We start from the raw sequence: 15,016 nt of genomic DNA on the forward strand, positions 1-15,016 counted from the left end.
ACCCCCCACGGGAGAACCACCCGGCGACACCGGAGTGACCCGGCCCCAGATCCCCTGCGCGTGCGCGCGTCGTGGGCCCGGGTCACCGTTCGGCAGGCCGGACGCGGGGGCGCCGGCCGGAGGCCAGATTGTGACGGGTCTTCCTGGTGAACAGCTGTGAATCCCGGGTCGGAATCCGGTGTGAAGGCTTGGCGGTGCCGTGCACGCGCGGGACCGTGCACGCGCGGGGCCGGGTGGCCCGGGAGTGACCCGCACGGCACTCTGGGCAGATGGGAGCAGGAGAACTCCTGCTGGTCGGCCTGGTGCTGGTGCTCGGCCTGTGCGGGGTGCTGGTGCCCGGGGTGCCGGGTTCGTGGCTGGTGTGGGCCGGGGTGCTGTGGTGGGCGCTGTACGACCCGCGCCCGGTGGCCTGGGCCGTCCTGGTCGGCTCCACCGCGGCGCTGCTGCTGTCGCTGGTGGTGCGCTGGGCGCTGCCGCCCCGCCGGCTCCGCGCGAGCGGCGCGACCCCCCGGATGGCCGTGTACGCCGGGACCGGCGCGCTGCTCGGCTTCGTACTGGTCCCCGTGCTGGGCGCGGTCCCCGGCTTCATGGCCGGGATCTACCTGCATGAACGTCTGCGCCTCGGCCGGCGCGCCGAGGCGTGGGCCGCGCTGCGCAGCACGATGAACGCGGGCGGCTCCAGTGTGCTGGCCGAGTTCTTCGCCTGCCTGCTGATCACGGCGGGCTGGCTGGCCGCCGTGGTCTGGACCGGCTGACCGCTCAGAGCAGGTCGACGAGCGGGACGGCGGCGGCGAGGGCGCGCATGCCGGCGTCGTTGAAGTGCAGGTGGTCGCCGGGGTCGTAGGCGGGCCGGATGCGTTCGGGGTGCCGCGGGTCCCGCACGACGGCGTCGAAGTCGACGTACGCGTCGAAGACGTGCCGGGTGCGGATCAGCGCGTTGACCCGTTGCCGTACGGACTCGCCCGCCTCGGTGTACTCGCCGTATCCGGCGTAGGGCGTGAGGGTGGCGCCGACCACCCGGATCCCCCGCTCGTGGGCGCGGGTCACGATCGTCCGGTACGCCCGCACGAAGTCGGCGGGGTCGGTCGCCCGCGGGGTGCCCTTGATGTCGTTGATGCCTTCGAGCACGACCACGGTCCTGACCCCGGCCCGGGTGAGCGCGTCGGCGTCCAGGCGCCGCAGGGCCGCCGGGCCGCCGGTGCTGTCGGCCAGCAGCCGGTTGCCGGAGATCCCGGCGTTGAGGACGCCGATCCGGTAGGGCCGTAGCCGGTCGGCGAGCCGGTCGGGCCAGCGGTGGTTGGCGCCGAAGCTGGATCCGTTGCCGTCGGTGAGGGAGTCGCCGAGGGCGACCACGCTGCCGAGGGTGACGCTCCGCACGTCGACCCCGGTGACGTAGTACCAGTTCCCGGTGGTCCGGGTGTAGCCGTCCCCGTTCTCGTCGGCGGCCCGCCCGGCCCCCTGCCCGGCGACGTAGCCGGTCTGGAGGGCGACCCGGTGGTAGGTGGCGGGGCCGGAGTCCCCCGGCGTCTCGACGCTCACCAGCAGATCGGCGCCGGCCGGCACGGCGAGGGGTACCGGATCGCTGACCAGGTCCTGTCCGGCGGGTACGACGGCGGTACCGGCGCCGTCGAAGGTGGCCACGCGCATCGAACCGGGTACGGCGTCGGGCCCCGCGCCCTGCCGGCGGGCGACGGTGACCGCGCCGAGCCGCAGGGGGGCGCTGCCGAGCCGGTTGCTGATCCGCACGCGTACGGCCGCGCCGCCGACACTCAGATGGACGACGTTGCGGAACGCGGCGCCGGGGACGGCCGGGACGGTACCGGAGGGCGCTGCCTCCCAGCTCCCGGCCCAGAGCGAGGGGGCGGGGCCGGCGCCGGCCCGCGCCGTCGCACCCCACACCAGCAGCAGCGCCGCCGCGAGCACCTGCCCGGCCTTGCCCATCCGCACGTCCGCCCTCCGGAGATCCACTGAGGGGGAAGGTGGCACATCGGGGGGTGGCCGGTGAGCCGACTCGACGGTCAGTGCACCCGGCTGGCGGAGCGCGACAGTGAACGGCGGACGGGGCCCGTCGCGCCGTTTCCGCGCTCCTACGGGACGCTGTCCAGCCCCTCCAGCCCCTCCAGCCTCAGCAGGTGGACCTTGCGCTCCAGTCCGCCCGCGTAGCCGGTCAGCGAGCCGTCGGCGCCGATCACCCGGTGGCAGGGCCGCACGATCAGCAGCGGGTTGGCGCCGATCGCGCCGCCGACCGCGCGGACCGCCATCCTGGCCGCCCCGATGCGCGCGGCGATCTCCCCGTACGTCGTCGTCGCCCCGTACGGCAGGTCGTCGAGCGCGGCCCACACCCGTTCCCGGAACTCGGTGCCCCGCGCCCGCGACTCCAGCCGGAACTCCTTGAGTTCGCCGGCGAAGTACGCGCCGAGCTGTTCCTCGGCCGCCGTGAAGGGGCCGGGGTCCTGCCGCCATCCCGCCCCGACGCTCCTGCCGCCCTTCTGCCCGGGTACGGACAGGGACGTCAGCGCCCCGTCCGCGTCGGCGGTCAGCAGCAGCTCGCCGACGGGTGAGGGGATCCGGGTCCAGTAGGTGACGTCCATCAGTTCCTCGACTCTCCTTTTATGAGCCTTCAGGGAATGCGAGCGAGCCTTGCATGAGCCTTTTCGGGCGTTCCACGGGCCTTCTACGGGCCTTCCGCGAGCAGGTGCCGGACGGCGTACGAGCGCCACGGCCGCCATGCCTCCGGTACGTCCAGGTCCGGCGGGGCGACATCGGGGTCACCGAGCGCGCGGACGCGGATCACGGCGACGGCCGCCGGTGACATGCCGGGCAGGGCCCGCAGCGCCGCCTCCGCCGCGTCCCGGTCGGCGCCCGGGTCGAGTCGTACCGTGCCGTCCGCGAGCGCCGCGGTCAGCTCGCCGAGCGCACCCGCGGGCTCGGCCCCGGCGAGCACGGCGGGGTCCGGGAAGAGGTGGGTGAGGCTTCCGGACGGGGCGTCCAGTGTCTTGCCGTACCGCTGGACCAGCCGTTCGGCGGCGGGGCCGGCCAGCGCCCGTACCGCTGCCTCGGCGGGATCCGCGGCGCCGGGCGACCGCAGCCCCGGCCGGGCGGCGACCAGCGGAGCGAGCCGTGGGTCGGCGGCCAGCCGCTCGTCGACGGCGTACGGGTCGGCGTCGAGGTCGAACAGCCGGCGCAGGCGCTGCACGGCGGTGGTCAGGTCACGCGGGTCGCTGAGGCGGAGCAGGGCGTCGAGCCAGCCGCCGGGGTGGGCGCCGGTCCCCGCGGCGGCACGGGCGGTCCGCTCCTCGACGGCGACGACGGCATGGCCGTAGGGCAGCCGGAGGGTACGGCGGTAGGTGCGGGCGCCGGGAGCGCCCGTGACCTCTTCCACACCGGGCACGGCCTCGCGGGCCAGCAGGTCGAAGACGGGGCCGGCCTGGTAGGGGCCGCGGTGGGCGAGCCGGAGCGGGATCCCGGCGACCGGGTCGCCCCGCCGGGCGCCGCGGCCGCCGGGCGCCGCCGCGCGCAGGGCGCTCGGGGTCGTGGCGTACACGGCGCGGACGGTGTCGTTGAACTGGCGCACACTGGCGAACCCGCTGGCGAACGCGATCTCCGTGACCGGCAGCCCGGTGGTCTGGAGCAGCACGCGTGCGGTGTGGGCGCGCTGGGCGCGGGCCAGGGCGACCGGCCCGGCGCCCAGCTCCGCGGTGAGCTGCCGCTGCACCTGGCGTGCGCTGTAGCCCAGCCGGTCGGCGAGGCCGCCGACGCCCTCCCGGTCCACCACGCCGTCGCCGATCAGCCGCACGGCCCGGCCGACGACGTCCGCACGGACGTTCCACTCGGCCGAGCCGGGGACGGCGTCGGGGCGACAGCGCCGGCAGGCCCGGAAGCCGGAGCCCTGGGCCGCGGCGGCGGTGCGGAAGAAGCGCACGTTGCGCCGCTTCGGCGTGACCGCCGGGCAACTGGGGCGGCAGTAGATCCCGGTCGTCTCGACGGCGAAGAAGAACGCGCCGTCGAACCGCGCGTCCCGGCTGCGCACCGCCTCGTACCTGGTGTCCTCGTCCATCACGCGTTCCAGTGTGAGCGACGCCGGACCACGGCACTGGCGGAAAACGGACACGGCACTCCCGCCTCCGTCCCCACCCCAGGACGGCTACTCCCACCGCCCCCTCTTCGCCTCCATCGCCGCCTTGCCCTCGGCTCCCCTCTTCTTCCAGTCCTTCTTGATCTCGGCCCGGAGCCGCGCGTCCGTCTTGGCGACGATCCACTGGTTCTCGCGCACGAGCTTGCGGTAGCTCTCCAGCCGCCGCACCGGCAGTTCCCCGTTCTCCACCGCGAGGCGGACCGCGCAGCCCGGCTCGCTGTGGTGCGCGCAGTCGGCGAACCGGCACCCGTCGGCCAGCTCCTCGATCTCGGAGAAGACCTGCCCGACCCCGCCCTCGGCGTCGAAGAGGCCGACGCCCCGCAGACCCGGCGTGTCGATCAGCACGCCGCCGCCCGGGAGCGCCAGCAGGTTGCGGGTGGTCGTGGTGTGGCGGCCCTTGCCGTCCACGTCCCGGGCCGCCCGGACGTCCAGCACGTCCTCGCCGAGCAGCGTGTTGGCGAGCGTGGACTTGCCGGCGCCGGACTGGCCCAGCAGCACCGACGTACCGGAGCCGACGAGGGCGACGAGGACGTCGAGGCCTTCGCCCGCGAGTGCGCTGACGGTCAGGACGGGCACGCCGGGTGCCGTCGCCTCGACGTCCTGGACGAGGTGCGCGAGGGTCACCGGGTCCGGGACCAGGTCAGCCTTGGTGAGTACGACCACCGGCTGCGCCCCGGACTCCCAGGCCAGCGCCAGGAACCGTTCGACGCGGCCGAGGTCGAGTTCGACGGCGAGGGACACCGCGACCACGGCGTGGTCGACGTTGGCCGCGAGGATCTGCCCCTCGGACCGCTTGGAGGAGGTGGAGCGCACGAAGGCGGTACGGCGCGGCAGACACGCCCGTACGTAGCGCGGGTTGCCGCCGGGTTCGACGGCGACCCAGTCACCGGTGCACACGACGCGCAGCGGATCGTGCGGGGTGACGAACGCGGTGTCGGCGCGCAGCGTCCCGCCGGCGGTGACGATGTCGCACTGCCCGCGGTCGACACGGACGACGCGCCCGGCCAGCAGGCCTTCGGCGGCGTAGGGGGCGAACTCCGTCGCCCAGGCCTCGTCCCAGCCGTAGGGAGCGAGCGCGGAGAGGTCAGCAGAGCTGGAAGTCAAGGGTGACCCTTCACAAGGGCGGCCCCGGGAAAGAGAGTTGGTCAGCCGGTGGCCGCGGAGGTGGCATGGATGAACTTCTGGTCACGGGCAGCGCCCATCGCAACGACAGCCATCGGTCACACCTCCTGTTGTCCCGCTCGGCAGACGGCAGCGGCCCTCGGCCACTGCGTGAAGCGGGGCTCAGCCTAGGGGCGCGCGTGGAGGAGCGCCAACGAATTACGGGCCGGTGGTGCGGGGGGTGTCGTACCGGGCACGGAATGGTTGCGGCACGGGCGTCCCGGCCCGTCGGCGCCGGGGCTGCGGCAGCATGTCCGCTCATGAGCCGAGACCGCTACGTCGACTTCCTGCGTGCGTGGGCGATCGGGCTGGTGGTCCTCGGCCACTGGCTGATCACCGTCCTGGTCCGGGAGCCGGACGGCCGGATCGTCGCCCCGGAGCTGCTGGCGACCGTGCCCTGGACCCAGTGGCTGACCCTGGCGTTCCAGATCATGCCGCTGTTCTTCCTGGCGGGCGGCCATGCCGCGGGCGGCTCCTGGGCGCGGGCCCGGGAGGGCGGCGCCACCGCCGCCGGATGGCTGGGGCGGCGGGCCCTGCGGCTGCTCCTGCCGGTCGGCGTCTACAGCGGTCTGGTGCTGCTCGCCGTCGGTGTCGGCGCGGCGGCCGGCGTGGACGCGGACACCCTGGCGCTGGTGGGCTGGGCGATGGCGATGCAGTTCTGGTTCCTGCCCGTGTACCTCCTGCTCAGCGCGCTGACACCGGTGATGTACGCGGCGCACCGGCGCTGGGGGGCGGGGGTGCCGCCGGCGATGGGTGCGGCGGCCCTGGTGGTCGACGTGCTCGTGGTGCGGGAGCACGTGCCGTACGTGGGGCTGCTCGACTACCTGCTCGTCTGGGGGGTGGCCTATCAGCTGGGCTTCTGCTGGCGCGACGGGCTGCTGACCGGGCGGCGGCTCCTGCCGACGGTGATGGCGGCGGGCGGTGTGACCGCGTTCGCCGCGCTGGTGACCCTCGGGCCGTTCCCGGTCAGCCTGATCCTGGTCACCGGGCAGCACCCCGGCAACACCGATCCGCCGTCGGCCGCGATGCTGGCGTGGGTGGTGGCCCAGGCCGGGCTGTGTCTGCTCGTGGCGCCTCCGGTACGGCGGCTGCTGGAGCGCGAGCGGGTGTGGCGCGTGGTCCGTCCCGTGGGCGCGGCCAGCATGACGCTGTACCTGTGGCACATGCTGCCGGTGCTGGTCGCCGCCGCCGCGTTCTACCTGACCGGCCTCGCGCCCGAGCCGGGTGTGGGGTCGGCCGCCTGGTGGGCGCTGCGGCTGCCGTGGCTGCTGGTGCTCGGGGTGGTCCTGGCCGGGGTCGTGACCGTACTCGGTCCGCTGGAGCGCGGGCTGGGCGTGCTGTACGAGCGGACCAGTCCGGACGCCGGCCTGCGGCGCGCCTGGCCGCTGTGGCTCGGTCTGGCCATGACCGTCGCCGCCCTGAGCCGGCTGGCCGTGCGGGGCTTCGCGCCGGACGGCCGGCTCCCCCTGCTGCCCGCCGCGGGCCTGACGCTGGGCACCGCGCTGGTGCTGCTCACCGGGTGGACCGCGGCCCGCCGTCCCGGCCGGTCCGCGGTGCCCCGTGTGACGGACCGGGTGTGAACCGGATGTGAGGAGCCGACCGGGTGAACGGCGGCGCGTTCACCGACACGGTCCGGCGAGCTGTGCTACGGTCATTGAGTCGCAGTTGTGGTACCCATGAACTTATGTGCGCCTGACGGGAATGCTTCATCCATCAGGCGCATTGTTTGTTTTTCCGGCTTCTCCGGATGGGGCCTCTGCCTACTGAAGGAGAATGTCATGGCACAGGGAACCGTGAAGTGGTTCAACTCTGAAAAGGGCTTCGGTTTCATCGAGCAGGACGGCGGCGGCCCCGACGTCTTCGCCCACTACTCGAACATCAGCGCCCAGGGCTTCCGTGAGCTCCTCGAGGGCCAGCGGGTCAGCTTCGACGTCACGCAGGGCCAGAAGGGCCCGCAGGCGGAGAACATCGTCCCCGCCTGATCACCGGACGCGTATCCGCTGACCGGGGTCCGCACCGTCAAGGTGCGGACCCCGGTTTGTGCTGTTTCCAGGAAGGCAGACCACCGCATGTCCCGTAGGCCCCAGAAGCCGAACCGGCGCACCGCCCCGGCCAGACCCGCCGCATCGTCGTCGACGGAGTTCCGGCTGCCGGAAAGCACGACGCCCCCGCTTCCCGCCGTCGAGGACTTCGCGGCCCTGGACATGCCCGCAGGGCTGCTGAAGACCCTCGCCGCGCAGGGCGTGACCGACCCGTTCCCCATTCAGGCCGCCACCCTGCCCAACTCGCTGGCCGGCCGTGACCTGCTGGGACGGGGGCGTACCGGGTCGGGCAAGACCCTCGCGTTCGGTCTGGCGGTGCTGGCCCGCACGGCAGGGCTGCGCGCGGAGCCCAGGGCGCCGCTCGCCCTGGTGCTGGTGCCCACCCGGGAACTCGCCCAGCAGGTGACGGACGCGCTGACCCCGTACGCGACCGCGGTGAACCTGCGGGTGGCCACCGTGGTCGGCGGGCTCTCCATCACCAAGCAGGCCGCCACGCTCCGGCGCGGCGCGGAGGTGCTGGTCGCGACCCCCGGCAGGCTGAACGACCTCGTGGAGCGCGGTGACTGCGTGCTCGACCGGGTCGCCGTCACGGTGCTGGACGAGGCCGACCAGATGACCGACATGGGCTTCCTGCCGCAGATCACCAAGCTGATCGAGCTGGTACGGCCCGGCGGGCAGCGCATGCTCTTCTCGGCCACCCTGGACCGCAACATCGACCGGCTGGTGCAGCGGTTCCTGACCGATCCCGTGGTGCACTCCGTGGATCCGTCCGCGGGAGCCGTGACCACCATGGAGCACCACGTGCTCCACATGCAGGACGAGACCGACAAGAAGGCCGTCACCACGCGGATCGCGGCCCGTGACGGGCGGGTCATCCTCTTCCTCGACACCAAGAGGTCCGCCGACCGGCTCACCAAGCGGCTGCTGGCGGCCGGTGTGCGCGCGGCCGCGCTGCACGGGGGCCGCTCCCAGCCGCAGCGCACCCGGACCCTGGAGCAGTTCAAGAACGGCCAGGTCACGGCGCTGGTGGCGACGAACGTCGCGGCCCGGGGCATACACATCGACGACCTCGACCTGGTCGTGAACGTCGATCCCCCCACCGACCACAAGGACTACCTGCACCGGGGCGGCCGCACGGCCCGCGCCGGCGGCTCCGGCAGTGTGGTCACCCTGGTCCTGCCCGACCAGAAGCGGGACGTCACCCGGCTGATGTCCGACGCCGGCATCCGCCCCCGGACGGCCCGCGTCACGTCGGGCGACGCGGAACTGGCCACCCTCACCGGTGCCCGCGAGCCCTCCGGCGTGCCCGTCACCATCGAGGTCCCGCAGCCGACGCCCCCGCAGTCGTCCCGCCCGGACCGCAGGTCCGGCACCGACACCGGCCGCCGGTCCACCCGCCGCCGCGGCGGCACCCGCGGCTCCGGCTCCCCGGACACCACGACCCGGACGGCGAACACCACCGGCCAGGCCACCGGCACCGGCACCGGCACCGGCAAGCCCCGTGGCACGTCCACCGGTCAGGCCCGAGGCACGTCCACCGGTCAGGCCCGTGGCACGTCCACCGGTCAGGCCCGAGGCACGTCCACCGGTCAGGCCCGGACCGCGTCCACCGGCCAGACCCGGGGCACGTCCTCCCGCAGCACGAAGGGAAGCTCGTCCCGTACGGCGGGCGCCGCCGCCCAGCCGAGGTCGGCGGGCAACCGGGCGACGGGCGCCGGCGCCCGTGGCACGTCGGCCGCCACCCAGCGTGGCGCGGGCTCCCCGGCCCGCACGACCGGCGGCGCCTCCCGCACCAGGGGCTCCGCCACCCGCACCAGAGGCACCTCCACCCGCGGAGACTGACCGGACCCCGGCCCCCCGGCCCCCGGGCCCCCGGGCCCCCGGGCCCCCGGGCGAGCTTCCCGGATCCCGCCCGTGAGCACTCCGCCCGGCGGCCCTACGCGGCGAACGGGCCCGGGATTTCGCCTGAGCCTCGTTGGATCAGGCGGGTCGGCATCACCACGGTGCGGGCCGGGGAGGCGTCGCCGTGGATGCGGGCGAACAGCAAGTGGGCCGCGCTGGTGGCGAGGGCGACCGGGTCCTGGGCGATCACCGTGACGGGCGGGGTCAGCCGGGCGGCCAGCGCGAAGTCGTCGAAGCCGACGAAGGCCAGGCCCGGCGGGAGCTCGGCGAGGGCGCCGAAGGCGAGGATCTCGTTGCCGGCCAGCAGTGCCGTCGGCGGGTCGGGCAGCGCCAGCATCCCGGCGACCGCCCGCGCCGCCTCCGGCCCCGACCGCGCGCCCTCCCTGACCAGCGCCGGGTCCGCCGCGATCCCCGCCGCCGCCAGCGCCGCGGCATAGCCCCGCCGGCGTTCGCCGAACGTCCAGATCTCCGGCCTGTCCCCGACGTACCCGATCCTGCGGTGGCCGTGTGCCACCAGCGCCCCGACCGCCTCCCGCACCGCGCCGAAGTTGTCGACCACCACGGCGTCCACGTCCAGGCCGGGTGCCGCCCGGTCCACACAGACGATCTTCGTGCCCTGGACCTGGGCGGGGCGCAGGAACCGGTGGCTGCCGGCCGCCGGGGTGAGGATCAGCCCGTCGACACGGCGGGCGGTGAACGCGGCGATCACCTCGCGCTCCCGGCGCAGGTCGGCCCGGCTGGAGCCGATGAGCATGACGCTGCCGCGCTGCCGGGCCACGTCCTCGGCGGCGGAGGCGACCGCCGCCATGAAGGGGTCTGCCACATCGTCGACCAACAGCCCTATGGTCTGGCTCAGTTCATGGGTGCGGCGCAACTGCCTGGCCACGTCGTCCCGTTGGTAGCCCAGTTTGCGGACCGCGGCCTCCACCCGTGCGGCGGTCCGCGGGGCGACGGCCGAATCGCCGTTGACGACACGGGACACCGTCATCGCGCTGACGCCCGCTTCCGCGGCAACGTCCTTCATGGTCGGCCGGGTGGCTGCCACGCCACGTCCTCCACCTGCGTCACGTTTGAGCGTCGACTCGTTAACGTTACCAACTCGGCGGCATATCAACCGCCATGCAAATAAGGGAAATTGAGGGCCCGGCGGCGCGACGGCCGGCCGTGTGCACCACCCTTGACACCCCGCTGTGGGCGCCCCAAGAATCAGCCAAGCTGTTAACGATACCAACCAGAAGGCACAACATGGCCTCTGCAAGGGAACCACTGCTCACCGCACACGGCGTGGTCAAACGTTTCGGCCACGTCGAGGCGCTCTCGGGCGCCGATTTCACGGCATATCCCGGCGAGGTCGTCGCCCTGATCGGCGACAACGGCGCCGGCAAGTCCACTCTGGTGAACGTACTGTCCGGCGTCCTCGCGCCCGACGCCGGCGAAGTCCGCCTGGACGGGGCATCGGTGCGGTTCTCCGGCCCGATGGACGCCCAGCGGCACGGCGTCGAGACGGTGTACCAGGACCTGTCGCTCGCCCCCGATCTCGACGCGGCGGCCAATCTCTATCTCGGCCGGGAGATCGTGCGCGGCGGGCTGCTCGGCCGCATCGGCGTCCTCGACCGGCCCGCGATGCGCCGGGAGGCGGTCCGGGCGTTCGCCGAACTCGGCGTCGAACTGAAGGATGTGACGGCTGCTGTGACAACGTTGTCGGGTGGTCAGCGGCAGTCCGTCGCGGTGGCCCGCGCGGTCGCCTTCGCACACAAGGTCATCTTCATGGACGAGCCGACCGCGGCCCTGGGCGTCGTCCAGCGCGCCCGGGTCCTGGAGACCGTGCGCAGGGTCGCCGACCGGGGCATCTGCGTCGTGCTGATCAGCCACAACATGCCCGAGGTGCTGTCGGTGGCGGACCGGGTGGAGGTGCTGCGGCTGGGCCGGCGCGTCGCGTCGTACACCGCGGCCGACACCACGATCGAGGAGCTCGTCGGGGCGATGACCGGGTCACTGGACGGCCCGAACGGGGGCAGGGAAGCGGAGGGCGTGCGATGACCGCAGAGAGCCAGAAGGCGGCGGCCGTCGACGGCCGTCCGGGCGTGCCGGACTGGCTCCGGCGTGCCGCGACCCTCAACGAACTGTGGACCTTCGTGATCCTGGTGGCCCTGGTGGCGTTCTTCACCATCGCCGCCCCGGGCAAGTTCTTCACCACGTACGACATCACCCAGATCGCCGTGAACGCGGCCATCTACCTGGTGCTCGGTGTCGGCATGACGTTCGTGATCATCACGGCGGGCATCGACCTGTCGATCGGTTCGGTGCTGGTGCTGGCCGCGGTGGCGGCGGGTGAGTACAACCTCCATCACGGCGGCCCGAATTCGGGCTGGGGCACGGTCGCGTTCTGTGTCGTCATCGCGCTGGCGGTGGGCACGGCGTGGGGCGCGCTACAGGGCGCGGTGGTGGCGAGCGGCAAGGTGCCGCCGCTGATCGTGACGCTGGGCGGGCTGGGCGCGGCGCTGGGGATCGCCGAACTCGCCACCGGTGGCCAGGATCCCGCCGGAGCGGCCTCCACCCATCTGCAGAACAGCCTCGGTTTCGGGAAGGTGCTCGGCATCCCCTGGATGGTGATCCTGGCCGCGGTGGTGACCGCGCTGTTCGGCGCGGTGCTGGCCGGCACCCGGTTCGGCGAGCACACGCTCGCCATCGGTTCGAACCCGACTGCCGTACGGCGGGCGGGCATTCCGGTGGGCCGGCAGCTGGTGAAGGTGTACGGGCTGATGGGGCTGCTGGCCGGGCTCGGCGCGGTGATGTGGCTGGCCTCGTACGGTACGACGTCGATCGCCGGGCACTCCACCGACAACCTGAAGGTGATCACCGCGGTGGTGCTCGGCGGTACCAGCCTGTTCGGCGGCCGCGGTTCGGTGCTGGGCACGGTGATCGGCGTGTTCATCCCGGCGGTGCTGACCACCGGGCTGATCGTGATCGGCGTCCAGCAGTACTGGCAGGACGTGGCGGTGGGCGTGGTCCTGGTCGTGGCCGTGTACGTCGACCAGCTGCGCAGGAAGACCCGGGAACGCGCATGACGAGGGACAAGGAGAACTCTGTGATGGGGAGCATTCGCAGCAGGCGCGGGTTGCTGGTCGCGGTGGGCACGGTGCTGGCCCTGGGCGCGGCCTCGGCGTGCGGCTCGTCGGACGACGGTGGCGGCTCGGGGAGTTCGGGCGGCGCCAAGGGCAAGAAGGTGCGGCTGATCACGGGGGTGAAGAGCGACCCGTTCTACATCACCATGACCTGTGCGGCGCAGCAGGAGGCCAAGGCCAAGGGGATGGACTTCACGGCCGACGGTTCCGCCCAGTGGGACGTGTCGGTGCAGCGCCCGCTGCTCGACTCGGTGGCGGCGGCCCGCCCGGACGGGCTGCTGATCTCGCCGGTCGACACCAGCGCGCTGACGCCGTCGCTGAAGCAGATCCAGTCGGCCGGCACCAAGGTGGCGCTGGTGGACACGACGGTGAGCGACGACTCCGTCGGTATCACCAGGATCTCGTCGGACAACGAGAAGGGCGGCCGGGTGGCCGCCGACGCGCTGGCGAAGCTGATGAACGAGAAGGGCTCGGTCATCGTCATCAGCGTCAAGCCCGGCGTGTCGACGACCGACGCGCGGATCAAGGGCTTCACCGAGGAGATGGGCAAGTACCCGAACATCAAGGTGCTGCCCACGCTCTACGACAACGACCTGCCGGCCACGGCGGCCTCCCAGATCCAGTCGACGCTCGCCGCCCACCCGGACCTGGGCGGGGCGTTCGCGGGCAACACCAACACCGGGACGGGTATCGCCACCGGGCTGAAGCAGGCCGGCAAGCAGGGCGCGGTGAAGGTGGCCGCGTTCGACGCGGAGCCGGACGAGGTCGCCGCGCTGAAGGCGGGCACCCTCCAGGTGCTGGTCGCGCAGGACCCGGCGGCGATCGGCAGGCAGGCGGTGGACCAGCTCGCCGACGCCTTCGAGGGCAAGTCGGTCAGCAAGTCGATCGGCACCGACATGGTGGCGATCACGAAGGACAACATGAACGACGCTTCGGTCAGCAAGTACTTCTACAAGTCGCAGTGCTGACGCGGTACTCGGCAGCACTCTGACATACCGTCAGCGGCCGGGTCGACCCGCCCTCGTGGGTCCGCCCGGCCGCAGGTCGTACGAGCGGCTCAACTCAGCGAGCAGGATTCGCCGTTCAGGGTGAAGGCGTACGGCGCGGAGTTCTCGCCGCTCCAGGTCCCGAGGAAGCCGAAGGAGAGGCTGCCGTTCGCGGAGACCGACTGGTTGTAGTCGGCCGCGTCGGCGGTGACCTGCCCGCCGCTCTGGCTGACCGTGGCATCCCACATCTGGGTGACCTTCTGGCCGTCCCGGAAGGACCACTCGACCCGCCAGCCGGACAGCGCCTGGGTGGTCGTGACGGTGACGGTGGACTGGAAGCCGTCGGTCCACTGGTTGACCAGGTCGTAGGAGGCGTGGCAGGTGCGCGCCGTCGGGGCGGTGGGGCTCGCGGAGCTGGTGGCCCGGTGGTCGGGGCCGGTGCTCGCGGTGGACGAGGAGGTGCCCTGCGGCTCCGGGTCGGGGTTCTTGTGCTGCTTGCCGGTGGTGGCCGAGGAGGACGGGGCGGCCGAGGCGGTGTGCGTGGGCGCCGGGTCCGAGGCGGAGGGCAGGACGGAGGTGGGATCGGCGACCGGCTGACGGTCGTCGTGGGAGGCGGCGGCCGTGTCGTCGCCGGCGCCGCCGCCCATCGGCATCATCGAGACGCCGAGCGCGACCAGCGAGATCAGCACCGCGGCGCCGAGCAGGCCGTGGCGCAGCACCTTGCTCCGGCCGGCGCCCTCCTTGGGGTCGCCGCCGTCGCTCTCGGGGGCGGCCGGGCGGCCCGCGCCGAGCCGTACCTCGGCGGCACGGCGGCGGCGCTCCAGGTAGGCGAGGCCGCCCCAGCCTATGACCCCGCCGGCGAGCGCCGCGGGCAGTCCGCCGCCGTGCAGCCGCAGACAGGCGGCGGCCTCGGCGCACTGCACACAGGTGGCGAGGTGCCGGGAGAGGTCGTCGGGCGTGTCGGCCGCCGAGGAGCGGGTGACCGCGTCGAGCAGCCGGGCGTAGCTGCGGCACTCCGCTTCCATGGGCGTGTCGAGATGGGCCCGGTGGGCGCGGTCGCGGAAGAGTCCGCGTACCTGCTCCAGTTCCTGGGCGGCGACGGCCGGGTCGAGACCGAGCCGGCGGGCCACCGAGGGCAGCGGCAGCGCCTCCACCTCGGCCAGCCACAGCAGCGAGGCGTCCGCCTCCTGCATGTCCCGCAGGCCGCGCAGGGCGACGGGCCGCTGCAACGGCAGGCCCGTGTAGCGCGCGGCCTTCTCGGAGTTGAGCCACAGCCTCAGGTCCGGGTCGAGCTTGTGCCCGAGTCCCTGCGCCTCCCAGCCGGCGGCCGTGTTGCGGACCGCGGTGAGCAGCAGCGGGATCATCGGCAGCCGGGCGGCGCGCCGTCCGCTGGTGCGCGGGGGCGCGAAGTCCGCTTCACGGGCCTCGCGCATGCCGAGCGTGAAGGCCTCGGTGGCCAGCTGATTGGCCGTCAGAGAGCCGGACGTGCACAGGTCGGCATAGGAGAGCACCGCGTCCCAGCATTCGGAGAACAGCGCTGCCTCAGCGGCGTCCTGAGGGGTCGGCAGGTCAGGCATGGGTCTCCTGCATCCAATGCGAGGTCAACTCACCATATCGGCAATGGAGTTGGGGGGAACCTCGCGGCAGGACCCGAGCTTTTCACGT

General features: G+C 73.3%; 13 protein-coding genes. 7 read left to right on the top strand and 6 right to left on the bottom strand.

Translation table 11 applies throughout. The features are described from left to right. Window positions 1–269: 269 nt before the first annotated feature. Window positions 270–755 carry a DUF456 domain-containing protein gene (locus MB828_RS21935; RefSeq protein WP_301649675.1) on the top strand — a complete coding sequence of 162 codons (486 nt, stop codon included), beginning with the start codon at window positions 270–272 and terminating at the stop codon, window positions 753–755. Window positions 756–759: 4 nt separating this feature from the next. On the opposite strand, the gene MB828_RS21940 is transcribed toward MB828_RS21935, so the two are convergent. From MB828_RS21940 to rsgA, 4 genes are all read right to left on the bottom strand, one after another. Next, on the bottom strand, window positions 760–1,941 hold the full coding sequence (locus tag MB828_RS21940; protein ID WP_133026531.1) for an SGNH/GDSL hydrolase family protein: 1,182 nt from the start codon (window positions 1,939–1,941) through the stop codon (window positions 760–762). Window positions 1,942–2,087: 146 nt separating this feature from the next. Continuing rightward, window positions 2,088–2,591 carry a methylated-DNA--[protein]-cysteine S-methyltransferase gene (locus MB828_RS21945; RefSeq protein WP_301649676.1) on the bottom strand — a complete coding sequence of 168 codons (504 nt, stop codon included), beginning with the start codon at window positions 2,589–2,591 and terminating at the stop codon, window positions 2,088–2,090. An 83-nt stretch (window positions 2,592–2,674) separates the two neighbouring features. Further along, window positions 2,675–4,057: a bifunctional transcriptional activator/DNA repair enzyme AdaA gene (locus MB828_RS21950; RefSeq protein WP_301649725.1), complete on the bottom strand. Its 1,383-nt coding sequence runs from the start codon at window positions 4,055–4,057 to the stop codon at window positions 2,675–2,677. 87 nt (window positions 4,058–4,144) lie between these two features. Continuing rightward, window positions 4,145–5,239: a ribosome small subunit-dependent GTPase A gene (gene rsgA / locus MB828_RS21955; RefSeq protein WP_301649677.1), complete on the bottom strand. Its 1,095-nt coding sequence runs from the start codon at window positions 5,237–5,239 to the stop codon at window positions 4,145–4,147. Window positions 5,240–5,556: 317 nt separating this feature from the next. On the opposite strand from rsgA, the gene MB828_RS21960 reads away from it, so the two are divergent. The 3 genes from MB828_RS21960 to MB828_RS21970 all read left to right on the top strand — a co-directional run bounded on the left by MB828_RS21960 (window position 5,557) and on the right by MB828_RS21970 (window position 9,180). Then, window positions 5,557–6,876, top strand: coding sequence for an acyltransferase family protein (locus MB828_RS21960; RefSeq protein WP_301649678.1), 1,320 nt, complete (start codon window positions 5,557–5,559; stop codon window positions 6,874–6,876). Between the two features lie 198 nt (window positions 6,877–7,074). Beyond that, the gene (locus MB828_RS21965; RefSeq protein WP_046734107.1) at window positions 7,075–7,278 is read left to right on the top strand and encodes a cold-shock protein; all 204 of its coding nucleotides are present in this window, start codon (window positions 7,075–7,077) and stop codon (window positions 7,276–7,278) included. 87 nt (window positions 7,279–7,365) lie between these two features. Further along, complete coding sequence (locus MB828_RS21970; RefSeq protein WP_301649679.1) at window positions 7,366–9,180, top strand: DEAD/DEAH box helicase; 1,815 nt, start codon at window positions 7,366–7,368, stop codon at window positions 9,178–9,180. A gap of 94 nt (window positions 9,181–9,274) precedes the next feature. Here MB828_RS21970 and MB828_RS21975 read toward each other — a convergent pair whose 3' ends face one another. Beyond that, complete coding sequence (locus MB828_RS21975; RefSeq protein ID WP_343236185.1) at window positions 9,275–10,285, bottom strand: LacI family DNA-binding transcriptional regulator; 1,011 nt, start codon at window positions 10,283–10,285, stop codon at window positions 9,275–9,277. A 200-nt stretch (window positions 10,286–10,485) separates the two neighbouring features. Between MB828_RS21975 and MB828_RS21980 the strand changes: the two genes are divergently transcribed. The 3 genes from MB828_RS21980 to MB828_RS21990 are packed head-to-tail and all read left to right on the top strand — an operon-like array spanning window position 10,486 to window position 13,333. Then, complete coding sequence (locus MB828_RS21980) at window positions 10,486–11,280, top strand: ATP-binding cassette domain-containing protein (protein WP_301649680.1); 795 nt, start codon at window positions 10,486–10,488, stop codon at window positions 11,278–11,280. Then, the gene (locus MB828_RS21985; protein WP_301649681.1) at window positions 11,277–12,308 is read left to right on the top strand and encodes an ABC transporter permease; all 1,032 of its coding nucleotides are present in this window, start codon (window positions 11,277–11,279) and stop codon (window positions 12,306–12,308) included. Before MB828_RS21980 ends, MB828_RS21985 begins: the two co-directional genes overlap by 4 nt. Before the next feature lie 23 nt (window positions 12,309–12,331). After that, the gene (locus tag MB828_RS21990) at window positions 12,332–13,333 is read left to right on the top strand and encodes an ABC transporter substrate-binding protein (protein WP_133026451.1); all 1,002 of its coding nucleotides are present in this window, start codon (window positions 12,332–12,334) and stop codon (window positions 13,331–13,333) included. 89 nt (window positions 13,334–13,422) lie between these two features. Here the strand turns inward: MB828_RS21990 and MB828_RS21995 are convergent, their stop codons facing one another. Further along, complete coding sequence (locus tag MB828_RS21995; protein WP_301649682.1) at window positions 13,423–14,928, bottom strand: cellulose-binding domain-containing protein; 1,506 nt, start codon at window positions 14,926–14,928, stop codon at window positions 13,423–13,425. Window positions 14,929–15,016: the final 88 nt, after the last annotated feature.

Source organism: Streptomyces arenae, from assembly GCF_022343545.1.
In the GTDB taxonomy this organism is placed as follows: domain Bacteria; phylum Actinomycetota; class Actinomycetes; order Streptomycetales; family Streptomycetaceae; genus Streptomyces; species Streptomyces humi.

Coding starts and splice junctions, on each gene's coding strand:
- MB828_RS21945 (WP_301649676.1), bottom strand. CDS start 2,591: ATGGACGTCACCTACTGGACCCGGATCCCCTCACCCGTCGGCGAGCTG.
- MB828_RS21935 (WP_301649675.1), top strand. CDS start 270: ATGGGAGCAGGAGAACTCCTGCTGGTCGGCCTGGTGCTGGTGCTCGGC.
- MB828_RS21940 (WP_133026531.1), bottom strand. CDS start 1,941: ATGGGCAAGGCCGGGCAGGTGCTCGCGGCGGCGCTGCTGCTGGTGTGG.
- MB828_RS21980 (WP_301649680.1), top strand. CDS start 10,486: ATGGCCTCTGCAAGGGAACCACTGCTCACCGCACACGGCGTGGTCAAA.
- MB828_RS21965 (WP_046734107.1), top strand. CDS start 7,075: ATGGCACAGGGAACCGTGAAGTGGTTCAACTCTGAAAAGGGCTTCGGT.
- MB828_RS21995 (WP_301649682.1), bottom strand. CDS start 14,928: ATGCCTGACCTGCCGACCCCTCAGGACGCCGCTGAGGCAGCGCTGTTC.
- MB828_RS21990 (WP_133026451.1), top strand. CDS start 12,332: ATGGGGAGCATTCGCAGCAGGCGCGGGTTGCTGGTCGCGGTGGGCACG.
- MB828_RS21950 (WP_301649725.1), bottom strand. CDS start 4,057: ATGGACGAGGACACCAGGTACGAGGCGGTGCGCAGCCGGGACGCGCGG.
- MB828_RS21960 (WP_301649678.1), top strand. CDS start 5,557: ATGAGCCGAGACCGCTACGTCGACTTCCTGCGTGCGTGGGCGATCGGG.
- MB828_RS21985 (WP_301649681.1), top strand. CDS start 11,277: ATGACCGCAGAGAGCCAGAAGGCGGCGGCCGTCGACGGCCGTCCGGGC.
- MB828_RS21970 (WP_301649679.1), top strand. CDS start 7,366: ATGTCCCGTAGGCCCCAGAAGCCGAACCGGCGCACCGCCCCGGCCAGA.